This window comes from Morganella sp. HSTU-ASny43 (genome assembly GCF_022819185.1).
GTDB classification, from domain to species: domain Bacteria; phylum Pseudomonadota; class Gammaproteobacteria; order Enterobacterales; family Enterobacteriaceae; genus Morganella; species Morganella morganii.
This window is the reverse complement of sequence record NZ_WSPG01000008.1, coordinates 104,135-119,383: the sequence shown is the minus strand read 5'-3', so window position 1 is coordinate 119,383 and position 15,249 is coordinate 104,135. Positions and strand designations below refer to the sequence as shown.

Genomic DNA, 15,249 nt, shown 5'->3' with positions numbered 1-15,249 from the left:
CACATAACTTAACACCATAATTAGCCTCCTTATTTATTTTCTGAGTTGATGGATACGAGCATCATACCATTGCCTGTGAATAACAGACAATGGTGGTGCTTAATTTGCCTTAAACTTCCGGAACAGAAGGTTATTTTCTGGCGTTTTTCTCTGTGGTGTCATGATAAAAACGTCTTTTGTATAACGGGGACGACACCATGCCATTAAAGCGAACCGGATTAAAACTGGATTTTTCACTGCTTAACCTGCCGGAGAAAGATGATAAAAAAACACACTTGCCGACAGATGATTATTTGAAACAGCATATTGATGCCTTATTGATACAGATGAAACAAATGCCGGTTTCATTCATAAAAGAGGCAGAGAATGCGCCGGATTATCCGATGCTGCAACAATGTGGTTATTCCTCACGATATAACGGATTTCATTTATCTAATGATTGCGGTGATGTATTTATCCGCGCCCGCAGAGAGAAACCTCACTGCGCTGGTGGGTTTGAAGGTGATAAATTTCATTTGAGTGTGCATGAATCACAGATTGCACAAGCGGTCACTATGCTGTCAGGAGCGCTGTTTTCAGATAACAATCCCTGTGACAGATGGAAAATAACGGATATTTCACAGGCAGAGCCTGACAGCAGAGTTAAACGCGGAGCCCAGATAACTTTGTATGTTCGTCCTGTTCCGGGTGAACATCCTTATAGCGCAGAGCTGCTCAGTGAAACCCGCAGATTTATCACCGGGCTTGAATACCGTCTGACAGAAGGGGGGATTGTACCGGGAGAATACCCTTTATCAGATATCCGTCCGCCACACTGGCAATTTACCAGCTACCGTAATGAAATTATCAGCGGGCGTGAGGGCTGTGAGGCGGACCATCAGCGGTTAGCGGAATCCGCATTTTACCGGCTGATGACAGCTCGGGATTAATCGGCAGCGGGGCGGAACATATCACAATGCGGAATACCGTCCTCGTCATAAACGTCAGAACAGACGGTAAAGCCGCATTTTTCATAGAAAGCGGTCAGATGCGCCTGTGCACTGATAACAATGCGCCGTGTCCCGAAATGCCGGTATACCGCCTGAACGGCGGTAGCCATCAGCGGATAGCCCAGTTTTTGCCCGCGGAATTGCGGATTGATCACCACCCGGCCGATAGCTGCCGGTGCCGTGCTGTTTTCCGGCGGAAGAATACGGCAGCAAGCCATGATTTCACCGTCCTGTTCCGCCCAAACGTGCAGCGCCGTGAGGTCGGCGCCGTCCGGATCGAGATAACAGCAGGTCTGTTCAACCACAAATACCGCGCTGCGCAGCGCCAGCAGGCGGTAGAGTGTCTGCGGGGAGAGGTCATGCAGGGCAGCTGTCTGCCAGTTAATCGGTGTCATGTGTCTGTCCGTCAGTAGTAAGAGAATTATGCACCGGGCATAAAAATCAATATGTGCATCAGTAATATCATGATTACGGATCCCATTCAGCCGGATAATGGTTTTCAGCCTGAGATAGTGCGACAACAATTGCTCTGTCCGCTGACGGCCCATGCACGGGTTTACGCCGAACGCCATCCGGGTGGCGGTGTGCGGTAAATGTCCGGAAGGCAGAATAAACATAATCAGCTCATTATAGTGTGGGTAAGGCCATGTAATACCAGCCGTAAATATCCATATAGCGTTCGGTGGTGCGTGAGGTTTCGTATTTCACATCCTGAAAACCCCGGCGCAGATACAGCTCTCTGGCTTTTATATTTAAGTCAGAGACATACAGTGATAACCGGTTAATGGCCGGGTCCGCCCGTAATTGTGTGGTGATCTCATCGAGAATCTGATTGCCTATCCCGCTACCGCGCAGTGATTCATCCACACACAGGTAGGACAGATAAGCCGTATCCGCCGCCGGAATATGGACAAACATCTGAAAAATCCGGCGGATTTTCAGAAAGGGAATAAAACCGGCTCTGCGCAGGATAGCCAGAGAAGAAACCGGTGCCGGGGCGTGCTGCGGCGGGTGTTTAACCCCGAAAGTCAGGCCATATACGGCGACCAGTCTGCCATTACGTTTTACCTGAAAGTGGCGGTCATACGGGTCACTGAGCCCGCGCTGCCAGAACATCGCCAGCACGGCCTGACGCTGTGCATCCGGCATGGTGCTGACCGTTTTGAATTTGGATGAAAATGCCTGATAAAACAGGGCAGTGGCAGGCTCTAACCCGGTTTCATCCAGACATTCGGTGATTAATCTGCTGTTATCAGTAGCAGATGTACTGTTTTTTATTATGTTTGTCATAATCTTCAATACAGAAAATGTGGTATTATAATAGATAGAGTAATCAGTCTAATTTCTATTATCCGGTTTTTCGGAGACACTTCCTTATGGAAAAATTAACGGAAAAGCAGCAGCGCAAACGTCGTCAGATCCTTGACGCTGCAATGCATTGTTTTATCGAAAAAGGTTTTCATTCCACCTCGACGGCGGAGATTTGTAAAGCCGCCGGGATGAGCCCCGGGAATCTGTTTCATTACTATCCGACTAAATACGCCATCATTGAAGCGATTGCGGAACTGGACGAGGATGACCACAAGGCGATTCTGAGTATCGGTGATGCGCCGGGACATACGGCAGATATTATTGAAAAAATGATAACGGCGTTGATTATGTTGTATAACGAGCCGGGTTATACCCGACTCAGCCTGGAGATTATCACTGAGGCAAGCCGTAACCCTGAGCTGAATACGGCTTTTGTTGTTAATGAGCAGCGGCTGCACAAAAAATTCTGTGATGTGCTCAGACGCGGCATGGCTGCCGGTGAGATTGACCCGCAGCTGGATCCGGTACAGACGGCGTCCTGGCTGCTGGTGATGGCGGACGGCACGCTGGGGCGTGAGCTGACGGAACCTGAGTTCAGCCGGGAAGCGTTTCTCTGCGGGTTACGTGTGTTGCTGAGAAAGGCGCTGAAGCCCTGAATCACGCTTCGCTGACAGTCCGTTGCATCACCGTGACCAGCTCGTCATTGATCACATCATCATATATAGCCTGCCAGCCCATCCGTGCATACATGGCCTGTTTATCCGGCGTGTAGAGATTCAGTGCTGGCAGGTGGCGCTCTCCGGCGGCGGCAAAGACCGCCTGTGTCAGGGCGCTGCCGAGGCCTTGCCCGCGGGCTGCGGGCAGGGTGTAAATCTCGCCGGTCCACCAGTCCGCATTTGCCATATGGCAGGTTTTCAGCTCCCGCCAGATCAGGCTGGCCGTCCCCGATAGTGCACTGTTTTTATCCGTGGCGACAAACAGCATTTCGCCGTTATCACCGTTCATCCGTTTTATCAGACGCGCCAGGATAATTTCCGGTGTCTGCCACTGCGGTAGTTCCTGCCATTCCTGGTGTAAAACCTGAGCAATGCTTTCCAGTAGCGGTAAATCGCCGGGTAAACCGGTAACAGGGCAGATATTCATGATAATGATGCTCCGGGGCGTTCAATAAGTTCGGTAATTAATGCCAGTACCGGCTGAAACAGCGCCCGGCTCTGTTCAAAGGTGTAATCAGTCCGGCGGATCGCCACCGTATGGCCGTGCAGGGCATCCGCCAGCAGATGCAGAATAGCGGTCTGCCGTGACTCATTCAGCCCGCAGGGTGCAATAATGCGCAGATAGCGCTGACGGAAACAGCCGGACGGGCCGTCACTGTCCAGTGATAACAGAATATCCAGCAGATCACTGTAAATATAGAGCAGATGCAGATAACTTTCTGCCAGTCGCTGAAGCTCCTGTTGTACCGGAGCCTGTGCCGATGGCTGATAAATATCATCCACCAGGGCAGTGGCGAGGGCTTCCAGCAATGCCTGTTTATTGCGGAAGTAATAATAAATCGCCATCGGATCGACCTGCAACTGTGCGGCAAGGACGCGGATCGACGGTACTTTTCCCTGTTCCTGTAACAGTTTTCCTGCTCCGGACAGAATATTTTCTGCGGTCAGTTTGCTGCCCCGGTGAGCAGGGCGTCCGCAGGGCGGTATTCGGGATGATGTCATAGGTTGCCTCTGTCAGCGGAAATGGTGGCGGTATTTACGGATAAAACCGGTCACGGACATTGGTTGTTTTCCGGTGATTGCCGTGAAATTATCAAAAGTGGTGCCACGAAAATACTCAGCGGCTTCGGCCCGTTTTGTGTTTACCCGCCAGATGCTGGTTCAGGCCAGACAACGGAACGGAAAAGATCCGTTTGTACAGGAAATTAACTGATGTTTGCCGACGGACGTACCCGGATCACGTTGCTGGCGGTTGTGTTTATCACCTCAATGATGCTGACGTTTTCTGATTCATTTTTTTCAGCGCCGGAGAGAATACGCACCCGCAGTTATCTGCCGGAAAAAAAAGCGGTAGAACTAACGTCACCGGCCATCAGCAGTTTCCGCGATGGTGTGATGATAACCGGTGCCAGAGACGCTATGCGGGTTGATCTCGTTACCTGTGATCAGAAAACCCGCAGTTGCAGCCACAGTAAAAATATTGCTTTTAACCCGGCAGAAGAGCCTGATATTCCGCTGCTGAACCTGAAAATATCCCCGGATAAAAAAGCCATCGGCGATTATCTGCACAAACAAACTTATAATCTGAGGCGCAGTGAAGTCTACAGTGACAGGCCGCTGGTGCCGGTCACCTATATTATGACAGAGCAGAAAGGGGATTTACGGGTCAGCGCGATGTTCATGGGCCGGGTACAAAGCCAGCTGTGTGATATACAGGGACGCTGCCTGATTATTTTCAGTGATTATGCCTCCTACGGCAAAGAATATATCTTTTACTCCCGGGACGGTGGTCAGCAGTGGCAGTGGTTATCACAGTGGACAATGCCGGAACCCGCCGGAGAGACTCAGCTTCTCGCTATCACAGAACCCGGCAGTGTGCTGATGGTGCAGAGGGACACACTGTATCAGACCCGTGATTCCGGAAAACGCTGGCGGCCTTTATTCAGCATGGATAACCGGAAAAAACGGTATCAGGATGACGGACGCTGGTATACCAGCCTGAGCACCACTAAATGGCACTATAACGGAGACGCGCGGGTGATCGCATGGATGAAGGATGAACAAAATGATCCGGAAAACACGATACTGGCTTGTTTTAATACCCGGACCTCAGAAACTGAATCTGATCAGGTTGTCCCCGGGGAGATTGACGCGCTCGACAGTACCACCGGCGGAGAAATTTATTTTGTGCTGACAGAAAAAACCCGTAAACGGCCGGAGGTTAACCACTTTAACTGTAAGGGTGATTATTCACAGCGGCTGGAAACCGGCGGATCTTATATTAACGGACTGCGGGGCGGCAGTGATGATTTACTGATAGCGGGGTCAGGTTCAGAAACCCGGATATCGGATGATGGCGGGCTGAACTGGAATACAGCAGCACCATTGGCGAAAGAGTACGGGGAAACCGTTTTATTTGATAAATGGCGCAATCGTCTGTTCTATTTTCAGGAGAGTCACTACAGCAATAGCCTGACAGGAAACCGTGACGGCATTGAGTATAAAACCTCGGCGGTGCAGTAATGATATCCGCCGCTGTCGTTAAGGCAGCGGCGGTGATGTATTCAGGCGGCGGCCTTTTCCGCCGGGGATTCATTCATACTGTGGCGCAGTAAAAACATCACTACCAGAATCACAATACCGGTTGCCAATCCGGCGACATTTACGGAATACCAGCCCGCATAACAGAAGGCGAACCCGGCCAGCAGACTGCCAAGCGCCCCGAAACTGAAGATAAGAAAATCGGTCGCACCCTGGATTCTAGCCCGTTCATTGCCGGTATAAGTGCGCGGCAACAGATGCGTGGTGCTGATCAGAATAAAGTTCCACGCCAGCCCCAGCGAGGTCATGGCAATGAGAAAATGCGCGTAACTGCTGCCGGTCAGACTGACTGCATTGCTGATTAACAGGCAAATCACTCCCAGCCAGACAAAGCATTTTACCCCGACCCGGCTGATTAACTGCCCGGTAAAGAAAGAGGGCGCAAACATTCCCAGTATATGACACTGAAACACAAAGGCAATTGCCGGGAATTCAAATCCCTGCGCTTTCATCGCCAGCGGGAAAGCACCGACCATATACACTACCAGCGCATACCCGGCGGCACTGACCACGGCGATCAGAATCAGCAGCGGCTGGGAATATAACTGACGGTATGGGCGGTTTTTTGCGGTATCGCTGATCTGAGCGGGAAGCTGAGCTTTCAGCGGCAAAAATGTCAGCAGAACAAAAGCCATCAGATAAATAGCCATCAGCGCGCCGAACGTGCCGAGGAACGGATAAGCCGCCACCAGTGTCCGGGTGGACATCGCCAGTGACGGACCGATCAGCACGGCGATAATCCCGCCGCTCATCACCACGCCGATAGCTTTTGCCCGCAGCGCGGCAGGGGCTTCCTCCAGTGCGGCAAAGCGGTATTGCTGGGCGGTACCGATGGCAATACCGGTAAAGAACGTTCCGGCGGAAAACAGCAGCATGTTGTGTGTATAAATACCGGCGATTGCCAGTAATGCACCGGCCAGCCCGCCGATATTACCGAGAATAAACCCGGCGCGGCGGCCGAAACGCATCATAAAGTGAGCCATCGGCACTGAGGCGGAAATCAGGCCGATATATTGTGCCAGCAGCGGGATCGTGGCATGTGCCGGATCTTCCGCCAGTTGTGACCCGATAAGAACGGCAACGGAAAGCACCAGGGCATTCCCGGTGGTAAATAAGGCTAAGGCGGCAGAGAGCCAGTAAACAGAACGCGGCATAATAATTCCTTATTATTCAACAGAAAAAGTGAATAATGACATCAAACGGAAATCAGTATGCCGGATGATACAACTTCAAGTTAACTTTAAGTCAAGCGGGATTTTTCACCGCTTTGCTTCTGTTTTTTTTCAGACTGACACTCAGGATTTTGCGGAATTTCGGGCACGCCAGATGGTTTTCTGCCGGGCACTGCTCAATATGCAGCAATCCCTGTTTCAGATTTTGCAGCTCGCGGATTTTCTGGTCAATTTCTGTGATTTTTGCCTGAATTGCCGTCCGTTCAATCCCTTTTGACGGCAGTTCGCTGAGCATGACCGCGATTTCATCCAGCGAAAAATGTCCTTGTTTGGCGAGAATGATCAGGGACAGCCGGGTCAGCACCTCTTCATCATAAATACGAGTCAGGCCCCTGCGCCCGGCAGGCGTGATCAGGCCTTTGCTTTCATAATAGCGGATGGTGGCGGTTGTCAGGCCGGTCAGCTCTGCGACACGGCCGATATCAATCATTTTCATGCTGCATCACGCAGGGATGCCAGGGAGCGGATCTGTTTACCGTCCGGTGTGAAATTATCCGCTGACAGCCACTGTTCCAGGGCGTGGTTAACCAGCGGCCATTCACGGTCAGTAATGGAAAACCATTCGGTGTCACGGGTGCGGCCTTTGACAACCCGCGCCTGACGGAAACAGCCTTCATACTGAAAACCCAGGCGCAGTGCCGCATTGCGGGACGGTGCATTGAGGCTGTCACATTTCCATTCATAACGGCGGTAACCGAGGGTATCAAATACATATTTCATCAGCAGCCAGTGGGCTTCTGTTGACATCACCGTGCCGCTGAGCAGCGGGGAAAAATGCACATGACCGACTTCCGTGACGCCGTTTTTCTCATCAGTCCGCATCAGGGAAAACAGGCCAACGGCTTTGCCGGTGTGCTTATCCGTAATCGTGAAAAACAGCGGATCCGACGATTGTGCATTTTTTTCGGTACGGGCGCGGTATTCATTCAGATCGGCCGGTGGTTCATCCGGCAGCCAGGTCCAGTAACGCCCGTCAGGGGCGAGTGAAAATGCCCGGTACAGGTCATCCGCATGGGACGGGCTCAGCGGATCGATCCGGCAGTGACGGCCTTCCGCACTGATGCGGGCAGGGTAAGGGCGGGCGGTCCAGTCCGGAACGATATCACCGACAGTTTGTCCGAATGCATTTATCTGACTCATTTATTTTCTCTCCGCGCTGTTTTGCTTTCCTGTACTGTAATATGCTGAACGGGATGAGAAAAGAGCCGGTTTTTTAAAATTTCAGAGAACCACTTCAGTGATTGGTATTTACAGCACGATTTTCCGGCAGAATAATTTTGATGCGGTAAAATAGTGCTGTTCAGATAAATAAAACGCCGGGAAATCTTCCGGCGTTTTATTCTGTGCTAATCAGATACAGATCATTAAATATGGATATTCACGGATTATTTCCCGGAATATACTCTGGGGGAGTACATAACCTTGATGTATTCTCCGCTATAATCAGAAAAATAGTGGAAACAGAGACTGACAGGCAAATTATGGCGGTATTTTGTTATCATAATGTGATATTTCCGTAAATCTGTTAACAGCCTCTGATCTGATGAAATACAGGTTAACAGTGATGAGTGAAGCAGTAAGAGAAACACCCGTGCGGCGTAAAAAGAAACTGAATGGCCGGAATTTTTCACAATTTTTTATCTGCCTGTCTGTGTTGCTTGCTGCCATGTTTTTTTCACTGTTTTACGGCAGCGTCAATATGGAATTTCATCAGAAGCTGGATACGGTAATCAAAATTATTAGCGGGGGCATCAGCGGTGATGATCTCCTGCCGTATGAAACCATCATTTATAATATCCGTCTGCCCCGGATTATCCTGGTGGCAATTACCGGTGCATCCCTGTCGCTGGTGGGGATCCTGATGCAGACCATAACCCGCAATGAACTGGCCGACCCGTATATTCTCGGGGTTTCCTCCGGTGCCAGCGCGGGGGCGGTATCTGCCATTGTGCTCGGGTTATTTGCTTTTATGTCACCGTATAATGTCTATATCGGTGCATTTGCCGGCGGGCTGATTTCCACTGCTATTATTGTCCTGTTTAATTTCAAAAAGAGCAATATGACCAATCTGGTGCTGATTGGTATCGGTATTTCCAGTCTGTTTTCTGCTATCACTACTGCCATTATTTATCTGTCCAAGAATGAAAGTCAGGTTAAAAGTGCAATGTTCTGGATGCTGGGCAGTTTCTCCGGTATTAAATGGTCTTACATCCCGCTGCCGCTGGTGGCATTAATTGCAGTATTAATTTTTTGTCTGTTATTCAGCAATGTGCTTGATACGTTATTACTGGGTGCAGATGCATCTGCACAATTAGGTGTAAATGTCGGTGCCATCAAGCTGGCAGTGATTATTTTATCATCTTTTGTGGTCTCTATTATTGTGGCCAATGTCGGTGTGATTGCGTTTATCGGTCTTATTATTCCGCATATTGTCCATAATACGATTTCCGTGAAGCACTTTAAGTTATCGCTCTATTCCTGCCTGGTCGGTGGTGCATTTCTGGTGATTATTGATACGATTTCCCGCAGCTGGTTTAAACCGGAGGAAATTCCGGTCGGTATTCTGACCTCACTGATAGGTGCACCGCTGTTTGTTTATATCATTATTAAAGCGAACAGGAGCCGGTAACGTGAGTACTGTTGATATTAATGACCTGAATTATAACGGGATACTGAAAGACATTAATCTGTCATTTTCCGGCAAAAGAGTGATCGGTATTGTCGGGCCTAACGGCTCCGGTAAAACGACTTTATTACGGCATATTTACCGGGATATCAAAACCCGGGGCACCGTTTTCTTTGATAACACGGATGTGGCTCAGTTTTCTGTCAAATCACTCGCCCGCAATATCTCGGTACTGACGCAGTTTAATGACCAGGTGGAAGGCAAACTGACCATTGAGGAAATTGTGGTGATGGGGCGGATGCCGTACAAAAAACATTACGTGGATTACAGCGACCGGGATTTCGTGATTGCAGACAACTACATGGCATTGTTTGGTCTGCAAAAAATGAAAAATAAAGAGTATCACGCACTGTCCGGTGGTGAAAAACAGCGGGTGATGCTGGCGAAATGTTTTTCCCAGGAAACCGATATTATGATCCTGGATGAGCCGACTAACCACCTGGATATCCGCTATAAAGTGGAAGTAATGAAAGCGCTGGCCGCATCAGAATCCACCGTAATTATGACCATTCACGATATTAATTTATCCGCAAAATACTGTCAGTATCTGATCCTGATGAATGACGGGCAAATTTATGCGCAGGGCACACCGGCGGAAGTATTAACCCGGGAGTGCCTGTTTGATGTATTTGGTGTGGAATTTACGGTATTACCGGTCGAAGACCGTGTTGCTATATTTTTATAATCCGGATGAGGAAATGATGAAAAAATTATTATTAGGTACCCTGGTTATCTCTGCATTGTTTTCCGTGACAGCCACTGCGGAAAATAAAACAGCACAGGCTTATGTCCCGGTTGAGTTCAGTGCAGAACTGGATGGCAACGAATATCACTTTAAACCGGAAACATCCCCGCAGCGTATTGTTTCTCTCAGCCAGATCACCACCGAAATGCTGCTGGCACTGGATTTGGGGGACCGTATGGTCGGTACCGCTTTTCTGGAAGAGCCGATTTATCCGCCGGTAAAAGCAGCATATGACAAAATTCCCGTATTGGCAGAAAAATGGCCGTCTTACGAAGTCTTTATGTCTGTCAAACCCGATTTCGCCACCGGCTGGGCAAACTCATTCTCAAAACTGGCACTGGAAGCCAATAAAATTGTGCCGGAAGGGGTTGCCGTTTATGTGCCGGAATCCATGACATCACCGAAAGCAGATGTGAATACCTATTTTAACGACATGCTGAAATTTGGTGAGATCTTCGGTGTGCAGGAGACAGCTGAAAAATACGTGGCAGCAGAAAAAGAAAAACTGAATACCGTTATCAGCCAGATTCAGGCGTATCCGGAAAAAACCGCCTTTATTTTTGATTCTCAGGACGGTAAACCCTATACCTTCTTTGATGGTTATACCTCAGAGATGCTGAAACTGATTTCTGTTAAGAATATTTTTGCCGGCAAAAATACCGGAAAAACCTGGGCGGTCGGTAACTGGGAAGATGTGATTATGTCTGATCCGGAAGTGATCATTATTCCTGTCTATAAAGGCTTCCGTAATGATGATGATTATGACCAGAAAGTGGCATTTATTGAGTCCATGCCGGAAATGCAGGGTGTAAAAGCCGTGAAAAATAAAAATTATATTAAAGTGAATCTGTCCGAATTAGTGCCGGGACCGCGCTCGATTGATATTTTGCCGGTACTGGCAAAAGAAATTCACGAAAAACCGTAACGTTCTCTGAATTCCGCACCGGGTTTCCGGTGCGGATAGTTACATAATCAGAACAGATAAATCAGGGTGTAGAAAAATACCAGCGTCAGGACCACGGTCAGCAGGGTATTTTTAATCAGCCGTGAGGCGATAATACAGAACAGCGTACCCCATAAATACGGATTATCACTGATATCACGGAACTGTTGTTCCTCCAGTAATACAATCGGCGCGCAAATAGCCACCAGCAGACAGGGCGCGGAATAGGTCAGGGCCTGCTGAATAAAGACCGGAAGCCGCAGCGGTAATCCCGGGATCAGAAAAATAAAGCGCAGCGAAAACAGCATCAGCGTCAGTGCGAATATTAATCCCCAGCTCATTTTACATCCCCCCATTTACGCCCCAGCAGAACGGCCAGCAGCATGGCGCTGACGCCGGCAATCACCGCGCTGCCCTGAATACCGGCACGGGTCAGAATAATCGTGACCACAAAGGAAAACAGGGCCCCGGCGAGTGCACTTTTTGATTTGATCAGCGGCACCACAATCGCCAGCAATGTCGCCACCACCGAAAAGTCGAGCCGGAGCCGGCTCAGGTCGCTGATGCTGTGTGCCAGCACAATACCGAGAATACTGACCAGCACCCAGACGAGGTAAAAACTCAGTCCGGCACCGAACAGATAAGCAAAACTCAGGCGCTGCCGCCCGGCGACACTGACCGCAAACAGTTCATCCGTCAGCAGAAAGCCGATACCGGCCCGTTGCAGCGGGGAAAAAGGGCGCACATGCGGGCGCAGCGTCAGCCCGTACAGCAGGTGTTGTGAGGTGATAAAAAAGACGGACACGATAATGGTGATCACCCCGGCACCGCTGTTCAGCAGGCCGAGTGTTACCAGTTGGGCAGCACCGGCAAAGACCATTGCGGACATCGCGACACTTTGTGCAAAGGTCAGGCCGCTGTCCACCGCCATCGATCCGGCAAGGATCGCCCACGGCACCACGGCCAGGTTGAGCGGGGTCATATGCAGTGCGCCGGTGAGGAAATCTTTCAGCGGAGAGGCGGGTAAATCTGTGGTTGTTGTCATTGTTATCATCCGTACAGCGTAAAACAGTCCGGATACTCTGCCATGACACAACAACAGAAAGATTGTACAAAATTGTTCAGCGGGATCAGCGGCGCTGCATAAATTTGCCCGGTGAGACTCCCATTGCCCGTTTAAAATGGCGGGTAAAGTGGCTTTGGTCGGTAAATCCGCACTGTAAAGAAACATCCGCCGGGCGGTCGCCATTTTGCAACAGCTGACGCGCTTTGCGCAGGCGTGCCTGAATCAGCCACGCGTGGGGCGGCATACCGTAACGCAGACGGAACTGGCGCAGAAAATACCACGGGCTGAGATTTGCCATTGCGGCCAGCTCATCCAGGGAATAATCGGTTTCCGGATGGCTGTTCATCATTTCTGCAATATGTTGCAGGCGCTGACCGGCCGGGGTGATCTCCGCCGGGCGAAAGCCTTTTTTATTGTGACGGGTGATAAGCCAGGCCAGGGTTGAGAGCAACAGAGAGCCTTTCAGCAGCCGGTTATCCGGCTTCAGCAATACATCAAACAGCAGGCGTAACTGTGCGGCAAGGCCGGGATCATGGACAACCGCGTGAGAAAACCAGGGGACAAAGCCCCGATCGGCCGATTTGAGATCCTGCATCAGCGCATCCAGCATTTCCGGTGTCGGATAAATCGCACGGTAGGCCCAGCCGGTTTCCAGTGCCGATGAACCAGTGTGGATTTCATCGGAATTCACCAGAATGATATCGCCGGTCGGGGCATAATGATTACTGCCGGTGCGGAAAAACTGCTGAACACCTTCGTCAATCACACCAATACAAAAGCCTTCGTGCGTATGGCGGCTGAATTTCTGCTGATAGTAACGGGCAGAGATCATCCCCAGACCATAAAAATCGTCCAGATGAAAATAATCAGCCTGTTCACGGCAATGCCCGTCACTCTGCATGGTGTGTCCTGCTCTGTCTTTACGGTAACCAGTTATTATCGCGCTGCGTTACATTCTGTCTTGTACAAAATTGCGCAGCTGCGCGATATCAGCCGATCAGTTTCCGTGCTGCCAGGTCTTTCACAATCAGTGCCGCGACCAGAGAACAGCGGGGCAGATCACGGCTGTCCAGCCAGTCCAGTTCAGCAATTTCCGCGGCCGGTTGCAGTACGCCGGTAAATTCCGCCTGATAACAGCGGATACGCACCTGTGTGCCATCCTGTTTACCGTCCGCCTGACCGGTGAATTCCCCGTAAAACGTGATGGTGTCCGGTTTCAGTGTCACCGTCAGTTCTTCGTCAATTTCGCGGCACAGAGCCTGTTCGTCAGTTTCACCGGCTTCGCGTTTGCCGCCCGGCGCGTAGAACAGGGTTTTGTTATGAGAGCGGACCATGGCTACCTTGCCGTCTTTCAGTGTGATCAGTGCCAGTTTATCGATCATTTTTGCCGTCATTGCTGTTCCTTTATCACTCTGGTGAATGTGTGCTTTGCAGCCATTATGACACTGTGCTTTCCGGAGAGTGTCAACTTTTTTGCTACTGACAGTTTCCGTGACTGATCTTCCGTGCTGATCGCAGATTTGCCAGGATAAGCACCGGATATATCCGCACTATCAATTCACATTATTTATATCAGGAGCATTTATCGTGCTTCCTGCGGGTATCTCTATGAAAAATAACGTTATGCTGATTTTACTCTCGCTGTCACTGGCGGTCTTCGGCGTCATTACCACAGAAGTGGCGGTGATTGGTCTGCTGCCTGCCGCAACTGACGGAACAGTTGCAGATCACGGCACCGCAGGGTCGGGTTTCTGGTCAGTATCTATGCTGTGGTGGTCGCCATTACCGGGCCTGCCATCACGCTGATGCTGGGGCGCTATAACCGCAAAACAGTTTTGCTGGTGATTATGGCGATTTTTATTATTTCCAATATCGCGTATGCCATTACGCATCAGTATGATGTGATTCTGTTTTTCCGTATTTTACCGGCACTGACGCACGCGGTATTTTTTGCTATTGCCCTGGTGGTGGCCGCCAATGTGGTGCCGCCTGCACGATCTGCCCATGCGATTGCCATTGTTTTTTCCGGGGTGGCTGTCGGCATGGTGCTGGGAATGCCGCTCAGTGCCTTTATTGCGGAAATGTTTACACTCAATGCTGCGTTCTGGTTCGGTGCGCTGACCAGTGTGGTTGCTTTTACGGGGATCGCGCTGTTTGTGCCGTCATTACCGGTGACACAGGCGCTGAAAGTGCGTGAACAGCTGGCGATTCTGCAACGTCGTGATGTATGGCTGAGTATTGCGGCAGTGACACTGATTTTTTCGGCGATGTTTGCAGGGTTCAGTTATATCGCCGGTTATCTCGTCACTATCACCGGTTTTTCCAACAATACGACCAGCGCATTATTGGTGGTGTTCGGCATCAGTGGTTATTTCGGCAACTTTATTTTCAGCCGGTATTTACAGCGCAATGTCATTAAAACCACGTCACTGTATCCGCTGCTGTTTATCCTGATTTACCTGGCGGTCTGGCTCTGCGGTCCTTCGCCGCGGCTGATGGTGCCGGTGGTGGTGCTCTGGGGAATACTGCATACGTCCGGGCTGATTGTCAGCCAGACCCGGCTGCTGCGTGAAGCCGGGAACACGCCGGAATTTGCCAACAGTCTGTATATCGGATTTTCCAATCTCGGGATCACCCTGGGCGCAATGGCCGGCGGGCGGATGATCCGCAGTTTTGGCGTTGAAACCATTATCTGGGAGGGAATTGTCTTTGCGGCGGCAGCCTTTATCACAATACGGCTGAAAGTCCGGCAACAGGCGGCACACACCGTCTGCCGGCCGCTGATTTGGTGATCCCCAGTTTATCTGCTGCCGCAGTAAAACTGCCGTGCTGTGCAGCGGCGACAAAGGCGGTAATCCCGGAAAAAGAATCCGTTTTCTGCATGAGCGATTTATCACAGTGATGGTTAATGATTTCATCATAATCGTTTTCTGTGATAAAAATCATCAGCTCTGCTCTGT

Annotated in this window: 20 protein-coding genes and 2 pseudogenes; 9 read left to right on the top strand and 13 right to left on the bottom strand. The window is 50.3% G+C overall.

Going from position 1 to position 15,249, the window contains the following annotated elements:
- The first annotated feature begins 197 nt into the window (after positions 1-197).
- Positions 198-929: a virulence protein gene (locus tag GN208_RS06450; RefSeq protein ID WP_004239258.1), complete on the top strand. Its 732-nt coding sequence runs from the start codon at positions 198-200 to the stop codon at positions 927-929.
- On the opposite strand, the gene GN208_RS06445 is transcribed toward GN208_RS06450, so the two are convergent.
- From GN208_RS06445 to GN208_RS06435, 3 genes and pseudogenes are all read right to left on the bottom strand, one after another.
- On the bottom strand, positions 926-1,384 hold the full coding sequence (locus GN208_RS06445) for a GNAT family N-acetyltransferase (RefSeq protein ID WP_048884230.1): 459 nt from the start codon (positions 1,382-1,384) through the stop codon (positions 926-928). The two genes, GN208_RS06450 and GN208_RS06445, sit on opposite strands and share 4 nt — an antisense overlap.
- A 42-nt stretch (positions 1,385-1,426) precedes the next feature.
- Positions 1,427-1,537: pseudogene (locus GN208_RS18060) on the bottom strand (hypothetical protein); the annotation flags it as partial.
- A gap of 79 nt (positions 1,538-1,616) precedes the next feature.
- Complete coding sequence (locus GN208_RS06435; RefSeq protein ID WP_004238406.1) at positions 1,617-2,279, bottom strand: N-acetyltransferase; 663 nt, start codon at positions 2,277-2,279, stop codon at positions 1,617-1,619.
- Between the two features lie 86 nt (positions 2,280-2,365).
- Between GN208_RS06435 and GN208_RS06430 the strand changes: the two genes are divergently transcribed.
- Positions 2,366-2,956 (top strand): TetR/AcrR family transcriptional regulator, encoded by a 591-nt coding sequence (locus GN208_RS06430; RefSeq protein WP_004238407.1) that lies wholly within the window; start codon positions 2,366-2,368, stop codon positions 2,954-2,956.
- 1 nt (position 2,957) lies between these two features.
- Here the strand turns inward: GN208_RS06430 and GN208_RS06425 are convergent, their stop codons facing one another.
- Positions 2,958-3,443 (bottom strand): GNAT family N-acetyltransferase, encoded by a 486-nt coding sequence (locus GN208_RS06425; protein WP_004238408.1) that lies wholly within the window; start codon positions 3,441-3,443, stop codon positions 2,958-2,960.
- Positions 3,440-4,018: a TetR family transcriptional regulator gene (locus tag GN208_RS06420; RefSeq protein WP_004238409.1), complete on the bottom strand. Its 579-nt coding sequence runs from the start codon at positions 4,016-4,018 to the stop codon at positions 3,440-3,442. Before GN208_RS06420 ends, GN208_RS06425 begins: the two co-directional genes overlap by 4 nt.
- 82 nt (positions 4,019-4,100) lie before the next feature.
- On the opposite strand from GN208_RS06420, the gene GN208_RS18055 reads away from it, so the two are divergent.
- Complete coding sequence (locus tag GN208_RS18055) at positions 4,101-4,229, top strand: hypothetical protein (protein ID WP_004239264.1); 129 nt, start codon at positions 4,101-4,103, stop codon at positions 4,227-4,229.
- Positions 4,229-5,539 (top strand): hypothetical protein, encoded by a 1,311-nt coding sequence (locus tag GN208_RS06415; protein ID WP_004238410.1) that lies wholly within the window; start codon positions 4,229-4,231, stop codon positions 5,537-5,539. Before GN208_RS18055 ends, GN208_RS06415 begins: the two co-directional genes overlap by 1 nt.
- 41 nt (positions 5,540-5,580) lie before the next feature.
- On the opposite strand, the gene GN208_RS06410 is transcribed toward GN208_RS06415, so the two are convergent.
- From GN208_RS06410 to GN208_RS06400, 3 genes are all read right to left on the bottom strand, one after another.
- Positions 5,581-6,771 carry an MFS transporter gene (locus GN208_RS06410; RefSeq protein WP_004238411.1) on the bottom strand — a complete coding sequence of 397 codons (1,191 nt, stop codon included), beginning with the start codon at positions 6,769-6,771 and terminating at the stop codon, positions 5,581-5,583.
- Positions 6,772-6,862: 91 nt separating this feature from the next.
- Positions 6,863-7,285: a MerR family transcriptional regulator gene (locus tag GN208_RS06405; RefSeq protein ID WP_004238412.1), complete on the bottom strand. Its 423-nt coding sequence runs from the start codon at positions 7,283-7,285 to the stop codon at positions 6,863-6,865.
- Positions 7,282-7,989 carry a GNAT family protein gene (locus GN208_RS06400; RefSeq protein WP_004238413.1) on the bottom strand — a complete coding sequence of 236 codons (708 nt, stop codon included), beginning with the start codon at positions 7,987-7,989 and terminating at the stop codon, positions 7,282-7,284. The genes GN208_RS06405 and GN208_RS06400 overlap by 4 nt, the downstream gene beginning before the upstream one ends.
- A 424-nt stretch (positions 7,990-8,413) precedes the next feature.
- On the opposite strand from GN208_RS06400, the gene GN208_RS06395 reads away from it, so the two are divergent.
- Genes GN208_RS06395 through GN208_RS06385 form a run of 3 tightly spaced genes read left to right on the top strand, consistent with a single transcriptional unit; the run spans position 8,414 to position 11,205 of the window.
- Positions 8,414-9,478, top strand: coding sequence for an iron ABC transporter permease (locus tag GN208_RS06395; protein ID WP_015422719.1), 1,065 nt, complete (start codon positions 8,414-8,416; stop codon positions 9,476-9,478).
- A gap of 1 nt (position 9,479) precedes the next feature.
- Positions 9,480-10,220: an ABC transporter ATP-binding protein gene (locus GN208_RS06390; RefSeq protein WP_015422718.1), complete on the top strand. Its 741-nt coding sequence runs from the start codon at positions 9,480-9,482 to the stop codon at positions 10,218-10,220.
- A gap of 13 nt (positions 10,221-10,233) precedes the next feature.
- Positions 10,234-11,205: an ABC transporter substrate-binding protein gene (locus GN208_RS06385; RefSeq protein WP_061057399.1), complete on the top strand. Its 972-nt coding sequence runs from the start codon at positions 10,234-10,236 to the stop codon at positions 11,203-11,205.
- A gap of 47 nt (positions 11,206-11,252) precedes the next feature.
- Here GN208_RS06385 and GN208_RS06380 read toward each other — a convergent pair whose 3' ends face one another.
- The 4 genes from GN208_RS06380 to GN208_RS06365 form a co-directional block, all read right to left on the bottom strand.
- Positions 11,253-11,564 (bottom strand): AzlD domain-containing protein, encoded by a 312-nt coding sequence (locus tag GN208_RS06380; protein WP_004238419.1) that lies wholly within the window; start codon positions 11,562-11,564, stop codon positions 11,253-11,255.
- A complete protein-coding gene (locus GN208_RS06375; RefSeq protein ID WP_015422716.1) occupies positions 11,561-12,268 on the bottom strand; it encodes an AzlC family ABC transporter permease in 708 nt (235 codons plus the stop codon). The genes GN208_RS06380 and GN208_RS06375 overlap by 4 nt, the downstream gene beginning before the upstream one ends.
- A gap of 85 nt (positions 12,269-12,353) precedes the next feature.
- On the bottom strand, positions 12,354-13,190 hold the full coding sequence (locus tag GN208_RS06370) for an AraC family transcriptional regulator (RefSeq protein ID WP_004238421.1): 837 nt from the start codon (positions 13,188-13,190) through the stop codon (positions 12,354-12,356).
- 88 nt (positions 13,191-13,278) lie between these two features.
- Positions 13,279-13,683, bottom strand: coding sequence for an NUDIX domain-containing protein (locus GN208_RS06365; RefSeq protein ID WP_004238422.1), 405 nt, complete (start codon positions 13,681-13,683; stop codon positions 13,279-13,281).
- A 214-nt stretch (positions 13,684-13,897) separates the two neighbouring features.
- Between GN208_RS06365 and GN208_RS06360 the strand changes: the two genes are divergently transcribed.
- Both GN208_RS06360 and GN208_RS06355 read left to right on the top strand, forming a co-directional pair.
- Positions 13,898-14,095, top strand: a complete 198-nt coding sequence (locus GN208_RS06360; RefSeq protein WP_004238423.1) for a hypothetical protein — start codon at positions 13,898-13,900, stop codon at positions 14,093-14,095.
- Entirely contained in the window at positions 14,059-15,081 is a 1,023-nt protein-coding gene (locus GN208_RS06355) for an MFS transporter (RefSeq protein WP_311133478.1), read from the top strand. Before GN208_RS06360 ends, GN208_RS06355 begins: the two co-directional genes overlap by 37 nt.
- Here the strand turns inward: GN208_RS06355 and GN208_RS06350 are convergent.
- Positions 15,059-15,172 (bottom strand): annotated as a pseudogene (locus tag GN208_RS06350) (LysR family transcriptional regulator); the annotation flags it as partial. The gene GN208_RS06355 and the pseudogene GN208_RS06350 overlap by 23 nt on opposite strands.
- Positions 15,173-15,249: the final 77 nt, after the last annotated feature.

Coding starts and splice junctions, on each gene's coding strand:
- GN208_RS06380 (WP_004238419.1), bottom strand. CDS start 11,564: ATGAGCTGGGGATTAATATTCGCACTGACGCTGATGCTGTTTTCGCTG.
- GN208_RS06450 (WP_004239258.1), top strand. CDS start 198: ATGCCATTAAAGCGAACCGGATTAAAACTGGATTTTTCACTGCTTAAC.
- GN208_RS06365 (WP_004238422.1), bottom strand. CDS start 13,683: ATGACGGCAAAAATGATCGATAAACTGGCACTGATCACACTGAAAGAC.
- GN208_RS06420 (WP_004238409.1), bottom strand. CDS start 4,018: ATGACATCATCCCGAATACCGCCCTGCGGACGCCCTGCTCACCGGGGC.
- GN208_RS06415 (WP_004238410.1), top strand. CDS start 4,229: ATGTTTGCCGACGGACGTACCCGGATCACGTTGCTGGCGGTTGTGTTT.
- GN208_RS06400 (WP_004238413.1), bottom strand. CDS start 7,989: ATGAGTCAGATAAATGCATTCGGACAAACTGTCGGTGATATCGTTCCG.
- GN208_RS06445 (WP_048884230.1), bottom strand. CDS start 1,384: ATGACACCGATTAACTGGCAGACAGCTGCCCTGCATGACCTCTCCCCG.
- GN208_RS06425 (WP_004238408.1), bottom strand. CDS start 3,443: ATGAATATCTGCCCTGTTACCGGTTTACCCGGCGATTTACCGCTACTG.
- GN208_RS06410 (WP_004238411.1), bottom strand. CDS start 6,771: ATGCCGCGTTCTGTTTACTGGCTCTCTGCCGCCTTAGCCTTATTTACC.
- GN208_RS06405 (WP_004238412.1), bottom strand. CDS start 7,285: ATGAAAATGATTGATATCGGCCGTGTCGCAGAGCTGACCGGCCTGACA.
- GN208_RS06375 (WP_015422716.1), bottom strand. CDS start 12,268: ATGACAACAACCACAGATTTACCCGCCTCTCCGCTGAAAGATTTCCTC.
- GN208_RS06360 (WP_004238423.1), top strand. CDS start 13,898: ATGAAAAATAACGTTATGCTGATTTTACTCTCGCTGTCACTGGCGGTC.
- GN208_RS06435 (WP_004238406.1), bottom strand. CDS start 2,279: ATGACAAACATAATAAAAAACAGTACATCTGCTACTGATAACAGCAGA.
- GN208_RS06395 (WP_015422719.1), top strand. CDS start 8,414: ATGAGTGAAGCAGTAAGAGAAACACCCGTGCGGCGTAAAAAGAAACTG.
- GN208_RS06370 (WP_004238421.1), bottom strand. CDS start 13,190: ATGCAGAGTGACGGGCATTGCCGTGAACAGGCTGATTATTTTCATCTG.
- GN208_RS06385 (WP_061057399.1), top strand. CDS start 10,234: ATGATGAAAAAATTATTATTAGGTACCCTGGTTATCTCTGCATTGTTT.
- GN208_RS06430 (WP_004238407.1), top strand. CDS start 2,366: ATGGAAAAATTAACGGAAAAGCAGCAGCGCAAACGTCGTCAGATCCTT.